We start from the raw sequence: 12,284 nt of genomic DNA, 5'->3' as shown, positions 1-12,284 counted from the left end.
CAGAGATCGTGTAGGAATGTACTGATTAACGGGGCAGAATTTCCTGTAATGAATGAAATCCGAGTAATAACCTGCCGATAGAAATAGATAGTCCTGAAGCTGGCCAGCGAAAAGGACAATACTTGGCATTCGCCCTATGTTTATGAAGTAAATGGAGTTGGAAAACGCTTATTCATCACATACAATTGTAACAGTAACAGAATAGGAATGATAAAATAACCATTGGTTAGCCATAAGAAATCAGAAGAAGTCAACAGAAATGTTGGCTTTTTATAATGAATTTACACCATACTCGTATAATTCGAAAATAGTCACTACATGTTCAAACATTTCATTGAGATTGAGAGATATAATGATTAAGTATGATATAACTATTTTGGGATAATTCTTAGGAGGCTTTAAAAATGAATGACAGGATTACTAATGGTTTTCAATATATCCTTAACGGTTCATTAATAATACTAGGACTCATGTTAACCTTAGCAATGATACGTGAATTATGGATGATTGTATTAGAGGTAATGGGGACAAGCCTGGAAGTTCATAATATGTTACAGGAAATTCTTGTGTTTTTTCTTTATTTTGCGTTTCTATCCACAATCGTTAAGTATTTTAGAGAAGGGTATCATTTTCCGATAAGATATCTCTTATATATAGGTATAACAGCGACATTACGTTTTATTATAGTAAACCGTGATGATCCCATAGATAACTTTATTTTATCTCTTGTCATATTGGTTTTAATGATCGCTTATTTTTTAGAAATATCATCTTCTAAAAATACTGAAAAGAGACAGGAGAAATAAAAATACATATAAATTAACACATATATACGTGTTATTTGGTTGGATAAATTCTAAAAAGAGGGATTTACTTTTTTTAATTATAGAAAGAAATGATACTTAACAGTATTAACACATGATAAAGGGAGCTTTTTAAACTAATGGGTGTAAGAGTTGAAGAGTAGGGCTGTCCGCACGGGCAGCTTTTTCTTATTGGGCTAACGAGGCAGGTTCGTTGAAGATGAGTGAATGTATATCTCGTTTCGTAGTTTGTTTATCTGTAGACATAGCTTAGAACTTTAGTACATAAAAAAACCACTAAATTTAATTAGTGGCTGTTTCTAGATTACTACTTATTGCTTCATTGATCGCAAGGGCAGTCGATTTAACATTACCATAAATTTTAGTTGTTTGTCTTTCTATATACCTAATTCGGAAGGCTTGCGTTATTTCGATTTGATTATCAAGGGTTATACATATAACTGAGAGTATTGGTTTTTGATTTTGTGAAAATGTATGTGTAATTCCTACATCTTTGAAGTAACAGAGTTGTTCTAACATCTTTTCTATTTGATCTTGAGACATTTGTTAGTCTCCTTTCCCATTACGGAGGGAAAGTGACTAAGGAAAGTCAGAAAAAGACCCAAAGTAATATTTTTTTTAATAATAATTACCATATTACTTTTTAATTATAACATCATTGAAAGGTTTTGTCCCTTCTTGTGACAGTTTATATGAAAGAATCTGCTGCGTATTTTGAAGGTATTCAACTAAAGGCCGAATTGTTTGTTACAATCCCTTTAGATGTTTGCAATATAGGATGGTGTATATAGATGAATATTCCTGTCTGGGGATTAATTTTTCAAGCCTTATTTTTCTTGGTGATTACTGTCTTCAACAATGTTAAAGTTTTATAATTGAACACTTTTCTATATGTCCCATAGCATTTTTTGAGCTAACCCGTGGATTATCCAGTTTTGTATGCGGACTATATGATGTTTTTAAAAGAGTTAGTCCATTGCTTTCTATATTCGTTTCTTTTTTTTGGGATCCTAATTTGTTTGTATTTCGTTTTTGTGTATCTTTTACCAGAAGCAGGAATACCACCTGCTATCCCTTGGTTTTATTCTGAAAAGGTTTAATTTTTTTATTTAGCTAACGGGATCGGGCAGATTGCGATTGGAGTGTGATTACAATATAAAAAAATGACCTACCCTTTTGGCAAGTCAAGTGCTTGGTATGCTAGCTGGTATTTTCCCCCTTCAGCAACTTCTGCATGGTACAGTGCCTTGAGGGCAAAGTTTTTCTCAAGGTCGTGTTCTTCCATCATTTCTTTTAAACGGCTTTGCAATTCTTTATTTTCTTTGATCAGCTGTTTCATTTGCGATTTAATGTATTTCAAGTGATATTTAACTCCTTTCAAATGCCATATATGCTACCAAGTATAGCATTAATCAGATCATTTTAAATTAGTCCTGTTTCCCCCGTATACTACAACTACTACGTCAGCTGTTTATCTTTATAGATTAAAGAGTGCATTAAACTAAATAAAGTGTATTTGGAAATTAAACAATGGTGTTTATGGCAGTATGTTTTTTAAATATAAAATGCTGAAAATATACAAAGTATGAATAAGAACTTGCATATTCGCAGTTTATTGATCATTTGGGATATTAAACAAACTTTAAGTGCAATCTTTTACAATCTGAAGAGAAGATGCCAATATGACAGCTCCGTTTCATCCTTTAATTCCCGCATCTGAGGGTTAAATACAAGTGGGCTTATATGTGATTTGTTAATCTCTTTTCCATCAGTTCTGCTGTTTGTTTCGAATTTGGATTTCCTTCATTTTTTAATTAATCAATGATGTTAATATACTCTGTTTCATTTCGGTTCTGACTTAATTTATATGCAGCCTGAATTTCTCCCACCAAAAGAGTTTTTTTGAACAAAATCCCAAATTTCATTAATATCGGTGACTTTAAAGTATTTAGGAATATACACAATAATCCACCTTTCAAGAAAAGTTAGATGAGTGTTTTGGTCATTATTAAGTCCACTTGTTCTTCATCACCCATATAAAAAGAGTGGGCGCCAGTTTGGGCAAACCCCTTTTTCTGATAAAAAGCAATGGCATTTTCATTTTCTTCCCAGACGCCTAGCCAGATTTTCTTTTTCTTGTATTCCATGGCAACTTCCATCGCTTTATTTAGCAGATGATTCCCAAGCCCATGTTTTTGGAATTTCTTCTTTACATAAATCCTCTCGACTTCAAGTGATTCATCGCCCATTGCTTCCGACTGCGCATTATCGGTATTGACCTTTAGGTATCCAGCGACTTCATGATTAAAATAAGCAAAAAAGAATTGTGAAGAACAATTGGCTAATTCTTTTTCTAATTGTTTCAAATCAAATGCCCTTTCCAAATAGGCATTGATCTGTTCTGGTGAATTCTGTTCCTTAAATGTCTCATTAAATGTCTCAACACTGATTTGTTGAAGTTCGCGTGAATCTTCAAGGGTACACTTCTTTATATTCATCGTCATTTGAATAGATCGCTCCTTCTGCTGATTAATAGGTTCTCTTGTTTCCCTTTTTGACAAATTCCCAGTCTTTTTCGACATTTTTCCTTATTCGTTGTAGAAGATCGAAAGTGGTTTCTGCTTCTTTTTCGGAGAATCCCTCTAATGCAACGAGATTGGAATAATCATTTTCTCTTTTTATGAAGGGGTACACAGTTTTCCCTTTCTCAGTTGGAAAGAGCTTTTTTATTTTTTTGTTGTGTGGATCTTCTTTCTTTTCAATAAAGCCGTTCATTTCAAGTTTTTGTATAGCACGAGCCGCCGTTGATCGATCTACTTTTATCATCTCAACTACCTTTTCCTGAATGATTCCCGGGTTTTCACATATTCGCACAAGGTATAAATACTGCCCTTTTGTCAGGTCAAATTCTTTGAATTCTATATTACTGATCGAATCTAATGCCCTTGCTATCATGCCGATTTCACGCAGAATCTCCTTCATCATTAACTCCTTCATACATATTTTTGTTGCATATACAATAAAAACAACATATATTGAATTTAACCTAAATTGTTGCATTTGCAATAAAAATAACGATACAGAGGTGGAGTAAAGTGGTTCAACAAGAAGATAAACTGAAGGACCTTTTTTAGGGGTCCTTTTTGTTTTGGTGAAATATCAATACAGAGCCTTTTAATAAAATTATCAAAAGTGGTTTATCATGGTTCAATCAGGGGTAATAACATTCGGTAGGATTGTTTTAAATGCTGTGCCGCATTGTTTATTAGTTGGGATGTGTCAGGCATTTAGCCATTAGGATTATTAAAATGAAGGTTGAAATTAATTTATAAATTGGAGCAAATTTTATTTGATTGTGGGTTTTGGCTTGATAGATTGTAAGGTTCGGTGCATCAGCCATGATATCTTGAATTCAATTCTTCAGATACCCCCTATTTGTTGCGCGAAATTTATTTCTATTTTCAGGAACGATACTGAATAAATCCCTTACCTGAAACTCCCCGGCTGGAAGGGAAACTCCACAAATATCTTTATTGCCACCCTTTTTTCTAATTCCTGATGGAAACACAATTTGATGCTTGGTCTTCCCACAAATTTCACTTTATTAAACAATCCACTATTGGGAATCACTAATAAGTGATAAATATGCAGATATAATTACATAATTTTTTTTGGAAAGTAGGAGATTTTTATTGATCACGTTTGAACATGTCGGGAAAAAATATCCGGATGGGTTTGTCGCATTGAAGGATATTGATTTTCACATTGAAGAGGGAGAGCTTGTTGCTTTAATCGGTCCCAGCGGCTCAGGTAAAACAACGACGATGCGTATGATAAACCGGTTGATAGAGCCGACCAGCGGAAGGATATTTATAAATGGTGAAGACATTTCCAAAATCGATCCCGTTCGGCTGCGCAGGAATATCGGTTATGTTATTCAGCAAATCGGGCTTCTTCCGCACTTGACGATTGAAGAGAATATAACCCTTGTGCCGAGATTGAAAGGGTGGAATCCGGAACAATATCAGAATAAAGTGGATGAACTCCTGAATATGGTGGGCTTGGATCCCGCGGAATATAAGTCTCGTTTTCCTGCCGAACTCAGCGGGGGCCAGCAGCAACGTGTGGGTGTTATCAGGGCATTGGCGGCCGAACCGCCTATTATCCTTATGGATGAACCTTTTTCTGCGCTTGATCCAATCAGCCGTGAACAGCTGCAGGATGAGCTGGTAAATCTGCAGGAGGACATTAAGAAAACGATTGTCTTCGTTACCCATGATATGGACGAAGCAATCAAGATCGCAGACCGGATCGCGATCATGAAAGATGGTGAAATTGTGCAGTTTGATACGCCGGAGAGAATACTGCGCCATCCAAAAAATGAATTCGTGAAAGGGTTCATCGGGGAAGAACGTCTTGAAGCATTGGATCATTCACCTCCGGTTGCAGCGGATCTTATGCTTAAGAAAGTGGTGACTGCACGGCCGACAAGGGGCCTTGCCCAGTCCCTGAAAACGATGAAAACCTATAAGGTTGACACACTACTGGTAATAAACCAGCAAAATCAGTTGCTAGGAATCGCTACCATTGATAACGTAGAACGCTACTATGCGGAGGAAGAAAAAACCTTGCAGGATATAATGGACAGGGACTATCAATCCGTTGCAGCCGACACTCCTTATACGGATGTCGCTGAACTCTTTGCCAAAGGGGCCGTTCTGATCCCCGTCCTTCAAAATGAAAAACTAGTGGGGCTGATCACCCGTTCAACCATGATGAGAGGATTGGCTGGAATGAAAATTGCACCACCGGCACCTGTGGAAGGAGACGTAGGAAGAAATGAATAATGAAAACTTTTTTATCAAATTGATGGATACGTTCCAAACAAGGTGGCCGGAAATCCTTGAAGCACTGCAGCAGCATTTGTTTTTATCTCTTGTCTCACTAGTGATCGCAACTTTCATTGCCATACCTGTTGGCATTTTCATCGCCAGACGAAAAAAATTCGCTGAACCGGTAATAGGCGTCGCTTCCATTTTCCAAACCATACCAAGCCTTGCATTATTCGGATTTTTACTGCCGCTGTTTGGAATCGGGAATATTACAGCGATCATCGCCCTTACCATCTATGCCCTATTGCCAATCCTGCGAAACACCTTTACAGGGATAACCGGCGTCGACCAATCAGCAGTGGAAGCCGGGCGCGGGATGGGTATGACGAAGAACCAGATTTTGCGGATGATTGAACTTCCCCTGGCGCTGCCGATTATTATGGCGGGATTAAGGACAGCAACTGTCCTCACGATTGGTGTTGCCACGTTGGCCGCATTTATCGGTGCCGGCGGTTTAGGTGATTTAATTTATCGTGGGTTATCGACTGCAAGAAATGAACTGGTCCTGGCTGGCGCCATACCTGCTGCGGTTCTTGCTATCGTCATCGATCTCATTTTAAAGCGTTTTGAAACGGCAACAGATCCGAGGTCGGGAAAAAAAATCTCCTGGAAAAGACTATCTTTGGTCTTGATCCCAATTGCTGCAGTCGCCTTGTTCTTTGGATTGCGGGGAGCAAACACTGAAGACACAATTGTGATTGCCGGTAAAAAGTGGACTGAGCAATATATTCTCCCTCATATCATCTCTGAATATGTGAAGGACCAAACAGATTATAATGTAACTGTCCAGGAAGGGCTGGGCGAAACACCAATTATGACCCAGGCAATTCGAAAAGGCGATATCGATATGTTTGTCGAATATACCGGAACGGGCCTGATGACGATCCTGAAAGAAGAATATAGGCCACAAGACAGTGCGGATGAAATATACAACAGGGTCAAACAAGGCTATAGCGAAAAATACAAGTTAGAATGGCTTAAGCCCTTAGGCTTTGAAAATACCTATGCGCTCGCCCTGAATCAGGAAACCTATAAACAACAAGGGGCAAAAACGATTTCCGAACTTGCTCCAAAGGCCTCCGGAATCAGGTTTGGCGGCCCGACGGATTTTTTTGAACGTGAAGATGGATATGATGCATTTGTCAAAACATATAACATGAGTTTCAGCGAAAAGCGCAGCCTGGATCCAAACCTGATGTATTCCGCTGTAAAAGAAGGGGAAGTGGATGCCATTCCAGCCTATACAACAGACGGCAGGATTGTGCGTTTCAATCTTAAGATGCTGGAAGATGATAAAAAATTCTTCCCTCCTTATTATGCAGCTCCTATCGTCCGGGAAGAAACCCTGAAAAAATATCCTGAATTAAAAGACGTTGTGAATGGTCTGGCAGGCAAAATTTCTGAGAAAGAAATGGCCGAAATGAATGCCCGGGTTGATTTGGATAAAGAAGACCCACGAGAAGTTGCTAGAGATTTTTTAAAGAAAAAAGGATTAATAAAATAAAGCAAACTGCTTAAAAATGAAAAGAGGCGGTCTCCATTTCTTCGGGAGACCGCCCATTTACATATTACATATATCTTTTAATTATGCTTCTTCATTCGATCCAGTAAAAACCCGCCTTTAAAACGCCGCGGCTCATAGGAGATGATGAATGCTTTTGGCTCAAATTTTTCAACGGTGGCAATCAATTCACCCTCGCGATTCCGTTTGGTCAAAATCTCCATCCGGTAACGGTTGCTGTCCCTTCCTTCCCCTACATAGAGAGTGACACCGAATCCGTTATTCCGCAATGTATCAATCAGGTCTTTGTTTTTAACCTGGGTATTCACTGTCACATTTATATAACCAATGGCCAGCTTCTGTTCAATTTTCGTACCCAACACGATTCCGAGTCCGAACCCAACCGCATAAACGATCATAGCTAAGAAACTCTGGTCGCCGCTAAATACCAACGACAAGCCGAATACATAAATCAGCATTTCAAAAATGCCGATGATAGAAGCAAGAACCGTAACATTTTTCACCAGGAAAATGGTCCGCAAGGTCAATAGGGGAACATAGGCCAGCTGCAATAATAAAATCAGTATTATTTCCTTCAATTTGGCACCTCGAAAAATTATTAGAAACATTCTTAGAATGCATCCTTTTACAAAATAAATACCCATTTTTTACTATTTTGATATACTCATATTACTACTATAATAATAGTATAAAAAATCAATTATACATGCAGCAATTATTTCCAATTTAGCTGGTAATTTATGTTATTTATTTCTAAATAAAAAATAGGCTGCCATTTGGAATGGATAACCGCTGAATTTAGTAAAAAGGAATGAAAGCAAGGGGGTGAGGAATGAATGAACATTTTAATTGCCGAGGATGATTCTTCCTCAAGAAAGTTAATAAGACACTTCATTGAAGCCCTTCCAAACTACAATGTAACCGGAGAAGCGGTGAATGGAGAGGAATTAATCCGCCAAATCGTAACCGGAAGGCCTGATGTTGCCCTTGTTGACATTGGAATGCCGTTATTAAACGGAATGGAAGCGATAAAGTCCTGCAAGGAACTTTTTCCGGAACTGCAGGTTATTTTCATTACCGGAAATGAAGATTATGCATTGGAAGCCTTTGATGTCAGCGCCATCGACTATATTCTCAAACCGATCGAGAGAAATCGGCTGTACGCGGCTCTTGACAGGGCTGCCCAGGGGCTTCACAAAAATAATAATAATGAAGCTGTAAGCAATAAGAATTTAATGATCAAGCAGCAAAATAGCATTATGTTTATTCCGTTCGACGAGATTTATTTTATCGAAAGAGCCGACAGGAAATCGGTCATTCACACCACACACAAAAAAATAGAAGCGAAAGAAGCGTTAACAGCCCTTGAAAAGCTGCTTGATACACGATTTATGGCCTCTCACAGATCCTATATCATCAATCTGGAATACTTATCAAGAATTGAAGCCTGCGGGCAAATGTATATAGCCTATTTCAATAACTATGTGGAAACAGCAAAAATCTCAAAGCATAAATTGGGTGAGTTGCAATATTATAAGTCCATGTAAATTCGTTCGACCCTGCCATCCTTGCAGGGTCTTTATTTTTTTACAATTCGTTAATTTTTGCATAGATGGTGATAATCCGTGACCAGAAGGACTGAATTAAGGATTGAATCCAGTAAATTCACGTTTCATAGGGATTGGACAATTTTTGAAAATATTTTTATATTCCTAATGTACCAGTAATCGCTTGGGTCGAAAATCCTAAGGGTTTTTAGAAGGAAGTGGAGGACTAATATGGAAAGACCAGCTGTACCGGAACTGACGGAATGTTAGGGGGGTGCATACACCACCATTTCCAATCACTATGGACTTTAAGTGAATGGCGGGTATATGGGTATGAAGTCCTGTTGTATTATAAAGATTTTGAAAATCCTGAAGAGCGTTTTTATCATGCACGTAAAAATATTCATTTATACGAACTTGGCACGTTATTTATTTTAAAAGCAATTGAAGCTTTCCCTTTTCTACCAGAAAAAGATGTTGTTTAGCAATATCTTTCCTTGTACCATTGTAAACCCGGATTTTCCAGCTTTCATTGAGGGTATAACTAAGGCCAATCGCAATATTAACCGCCAGCTTGATTTCCAATTAACTGCAACAAATGCTGAATAGCGTCTGTGGCATGATCCCCGATTGAGGTAAACGCTGAAATGCCTACAAAATAAAGGATTTCTAATCGAATTAGATCATTTTGGGAGAAATACAGCTTCCTGGCAAAAGATGATAAAGCTTAAACCAGATTATATAAAATTGGATCTTTATTTCTTGATAGACCTCTCAGAAAATGCCGAATCGGAAATATTGGTTTCTAATATTTCTGGTTATTTCCAGTTTTTTGGAATTCAGGTGATTTTGGAAGGCATTGAAAAACCGATTTACCTTGCTATGGCTAAAGTGCTGAAACTCCAGATTGGCCTGGGGGAGTGCTTGGGAAACCTATGCCGCTAGCAGCAATTAAAAAAAAGCCGAATAATGAAAGTGATCATAGAAATTAAGCAAAAAGGTGATAAAAATGAGAAAGAATTGGACGGAAGCAGAAATAACATTTATGAAAGAGAATGTCGGCATCGTTAAGCTTTCGACAATTGCAAGACAGCTGGAACGCACTGAACAGGCATTGCTAAGCAAAATGAAGCGGATTGGCATCTCTAACACAAAGGCACAGACAGGATATTTAACAACCTGTGAACTAGCCAAAGTTTTAAAGGTCGATCCGGCTACTGTCAGAGGCTGGATTTCCAGGCATGGACTATCATGTACCAAAAAAGCAACGAGAATGACGAAAAAGTTTTACTTGATCCATCCTGAAGATTTTTGGAAGTGGGCAGAAGTGAACAGAAAAAAGCTGGACTTTTCAAAAATAGAATATCAATCTATCATTCCTGAACCTTCCTGGGTCGCTTTAGAAAGAAAAAAAGAAAAACCGGTAAATTATAAAGCGTGGAGCGTTAAGGAAGAAAAAAAGCTGTTAATGATGTTTTCAGAAGGCTACTCGGCTAAGGAAGTTGCTGGGCGGCTAAATCGTTCTATCGTAAGCGTTCAACGTAAATACGGGCGGCTGGAAGGATGCAGCAGATAAATAGTGGTTTCTATACTTGATATGGGAGATGTATTATGGGTGAGTAAATATAAAAAGACAATAAAATTAAAGCTAGGTGCAAAGATAAATTTGATTGTTTTATCTGTTCTGCTCTTTTTATCTGTGACAGTAGGTGTAGCTGTCGTTCAGCAAGTGGGGTCGGGACTAAAACAATTTGCCTTAGAAAAAGCAAAGGGAGACTTAGGCCTTGCCTATCGATACATGAAAAATAAATATCCCGGTGAATGGGCTGTAAAGGAGGGCCAGTTGTACAAAGGGTCCACTCTGATGAATGGCAACTTTGAAGCCGTTGATAAGATTGGAAGCGATACAGGAGATACTGTAACGATTTTTTTGGGGGATACAAGAATTTCCACCAATGTAATGGTTGATGGGAAGCGGGCAATAGGTACAAAAATTTCACCAGAAGTTGGAAGCCGCGTATTGGAGCATGGGGAGAATTTTTACGGAGAAGCCGATGTTGCCGGGAAGCATTATCAAACTGCCTATATGCCGATTAAAGACAGCAGCGGAGAAACAATTGGGGTTTTTTATGTGGGGGTCTCTGATAAGATTGTACAGAACATCACATCCTCTGTTGTGATGACATTCCTGCTTGTGCTGATAATTGTAATCCTGATTTCCTTCCTGGTAATTTTATGGTTTACACGCAATTTGAAAAAGAGGTTAACAACAATTTCAAATGCACTTGTTCATGCCGGAAATGGGGATTTCACCATTGAAGTGGCCGATAAATCAGGGGATGAGCTTAGCGATCTTGCAAACAGCTACAATTTGATGAAAGACAACATCCGAAATATGATTCATGCCATCTATGAAACATCCGAACACGTGGCAGCAACAGCGGAAGAATTATCAGCCGGAGCTGAACAGACTAGCAAAGCTACGGAGCAAATTACTGAAGCAATCCAGGAAGTAGCGAATGGAGCGGAAAGCCAAACTGAAAAAGTGGAAATAACCTCCAATTCTTTAGTGGAAGTTGCGAAAGGAATCGAAAACATCGCAGAAAATGCATCAGCCGTTGCAGAGGCGGGATCCCTTGTAACCGGGCAGGCAACTCAGGGAGGCGAGCATGTAGGCTCGACAGCCAAACAAATCAATGCGATCCAGCAATCCGTCCAGATAAGCAATGAAGTACTTAATCTATTGGAAAGACGATCCCGGCAGATAGGAGAAATAACGCAGGTCATTACGGGAATCGCTAATCAAACGAATTTATTGGCTTTAAATGCTGCTATAGAAGCGGCACGGGCAGGAGAGAATGGCAAGGGTTTTGCGGTTGTTGCCGATGAAGTTCGTAAACTAGCTGAACAATCCCAGGCTTCTTCTTCTCAGATAGCTGAACTGATTATTGAGATACAATCAGATATGGTACGTTCAACGGAATCGATTGGCCAAGTGCAATTGGACGTGCAAGAGGGATTGGTTATAATCGGGAAAACTGAAGAGAGTTTCCGGCAAATTATGTACTCTCTGGAACATATGCATCGGCAAATTGATGAGATGGCCTCTACTTCCCGGCAAATGTCCGACAGTGCCCAGAAAGTATCGGCCACAGTAGACGGCATCTCGGAAATATCCCGGGAAACATCCGGACATTCACAAAGCGTAGCTGCATCCGCCGAAGAGCAACTCGCCTCGATGGAAGAAATCACAGCTTCAGCAAGCTCGTTGTCTGAAAGAGCAATGGACTTACAAGAAATGTTAAATAAATTTAAAGTGTAAAAAACAGATTTGTATAATATAAATGTATGGAGAAGAGGTAATTCTAAATTGCCTCTTTTTTAATTGATTTTTACTGATACATGTTCAAAGCTTTTATAGACAGGCTTTTTCCATTTTTAATTTACTGGAATTAAAAAACATGAAAATTTCGGCCATAAGTAATCTTGTGTCCAATTT

General features: G+C 38.6%; 13 protein-coding genes and 2 pseudogenes. 8 read left to right on the top strand and 7 right to left on the bottom strand.

Annotation, left to right across the window (positions count from 1 at the left end; genetic code table 11):
• Positions 1-404: 404 nt before the first annotated feature.
• The gene (locus D0466_RS00230) at positions 405-806 is read left to right on the top strand and encodes a phosphate-starvation-inducible protein PsiE (RefSeq protein ID WP_117320549.1); all 402 of its coding nucleotides are present in this window, start codon (positions 405-407) and stop codon (positions 804-806) included.
• 300 nt (positions 807-1,106) lie between these two features.
• Here D0466_RS00230 and D0466_RS00225 read toward each other — a convergent pair whose 3' ends face one another.
• The 6 genes and pseudogenes from D0466_RS00225 to D0466_RS00200 form a co-directional block, all read right to left on the bottom strand.
• A complete protein-coding gene (locus D0466_RS00225) occupies positions 1,107-1,367 on the bottom strand; it encodes a hypothetical protein (protein WP_117320548.1) in 261 nt (86 codons plus the stop codon).
• Positions 1,368-1,992: 625 nt separating this feature from the next.
• The gene (locus tag D0466_RS00215) at positions 1,993-2,184 is read right to left on the bottom strand and encodes a hypothetical protein (protein ID WP_117320547.1); all 192 of its coding nucleotides are present in this window, start codon (positions 2,182-2,184) and stop codon (positions 1,993-1,995) included.
• Positions 2,185-2,563: 379 nt separating this feature from the next.
• Positions 2,564-2,713, bottom strand: a pseudogene (locus tag D0466_RS22680) (FMN-binding negative transcriptional regulator); the annotation flags it as partial.
• Positions 2,712-2,786: pseudogene (locus D0466_RS23515) on the bottom strand (FMN-binding negative transcriptional regulator); the annotation flags it as partial. The pseudogenes D0466_RS23515 and D0466_RS22680, both read right to left, overlap by 2 nt.
• 23 nt (positions 2,787-2,809) lie before the next feature.
• A complete protein-coding gene (locus tag D0466_RS00205; RefSeq protein ID WP_117320546.1) occupies positions 2,810-3,328 on the bottom strand; it encodes a GNAT family N-acetyltransferase in 519 nt (172 codons plus the stop codon).
• A 25-nt stretch (positions 3,329-3,353) separates the two neighbouring features.
• Positions 3,354-3,806 (bottom strand): MarR family winged helix-turn-helix transcriptional regulator, encoded by a 453-nt coding sequence (locus D0466_RS00200; RefSeq protein ID WP_117320545.1) that lies wholly within the window; start codon positions 3,804-3,806, stop codon positions 3,354-3,356.
• A 710-nt stretch (positions 3,807-4,516) separates the two neighbouring features.
• On the opposite strand from D0466_RS00200, the gene D0466_RS00195 reads away from it, so the two are divergent.
• Together D0466_RS00195 and D0466_RS23420 are read left to right on the top strand one after the other, a co-directional pair.
• Positions 4,517-5,671, top strand: coding sequence for an ABC transporter ATP-binding protein (locus D0466_RS00195; protein ID WP_117320544.1), 1,155 nt, complete (start codon positions 4,517-4,519; stop codon positions 5,669-5,671).
• Positions 5,664-7,220: a glycine betaine ABC transporter substrate-binding protein gene (locus D0466_RS23420; RefSeq protein ID WP_117320543.1), complete on the top strand. Its 1,557-nt coding sequence runs from the start codon at positions 5,664-5,666 to the stop codon at positions 7,218-7,220. Before D0466_RS00195 ends, D0466_RS23420 begins: the two co-directional genes overlap by 8 nt.
• 77 nt (positions 7,221-7,297) lie before the next feature.
• Here D0466_RS23420 and D0466_RS00185 read toward each other — a convergent pair whose 3' ends face one another.
• Positions 7,298-7,816: a DUF2179 domain-containing protein gene (locus D0466_RS00185; protein WP_117320724.1), complete on the bottom strand. Its 519-nt coding sequence runs from the start codon at positions 7,814-7,816 to the stop codon at positions 7,298-7,300.
• Between the two features lie 258 nt (positions 7,817-8,074).
• On the opposite strand from D0466_RS00185, the gene D0466_RS00180 reads away from it, so the two are divergent.
• From D0466_RS00180 to D0466_RS00165, 5 genes are all read left to right on the top strand, one after another.
• Positions 8,075-8,785 (top strand): LytR/AlgR family response regulator transcription factor, encoded by a 711-nt coding sequence (locus D0466_RS00180; protein WP_117320542.1) that lies wholly within the window; start codon positions 8,075-8,077, stop codon positions 8,783-8,785.
• A gap of 263 nt (positions 8,786-9,048) precedes the next feature.
• On the top strand, positions 9,049-9,270 hold the full coding sequence (locus D0466_RS22665; RefSeq protein ID WP_233522475.1) for a hypothetical protein: 222 nt from the start codon (positions 9,049-9,051) through the stop codon (positions 9,268-9,270).
• A 157-nt stretch (positions 9,271-9,427) separates the two neighbouring features.
• The gene (locus tag D0466_RS00175; RefSeq protein ID WP_117320541.1) at positions 9,428-9,730 is read left to right on the top strand and encodes an EAL domain-containing protein; all 303 of its coding nucleotides are present in this window, start codon (positions 9,428-9,430) and stop codon (positions 9,728-9,730) included.
• 64 nt (positions 9,731-9,794) lie between these two features.
• Positions 9,795-10,361 (top strand): helix-turn-helix domain-containing protein, encoded by a 567-nt coding sequence (locus tag D0466_RS00170; protein WP_117320540.1) that lies wholly within the window; start codon positions 9,795-9,797, stop codon positions 10,359-10,361.
• A 39-nt stretch (positions 10,362-10,400) separates the two neighbouring features.
• Positions 10,401-12,107 carry a methyl-accepting chemotaxis protein gene (locus D0466_RS00165; protein WP_233522474.1) on the top strand — a complete coding sequence of 569 codons (1,707 nt, stop codon included), beginning with the start codon at positions 10,401-10,403 and terminating at the stop codon, positions 12,105-12,107.
• Positions 12,108-12,284: the final 177 nt, after the last annotated feature.

This window comes from Peribacillus glennii, assembly GCF_003429105.1.
Taxonomy (GTDB): Bacteria; Bacillota; Bacilli; order Bacillales; family DSM-1321; genus Peribacillus; species Peribacillus glennii.
Note: the sequence above shows the minus strand (reverse complement) of the source record. Positions and strands in the feature narration are given on the sequence as shown.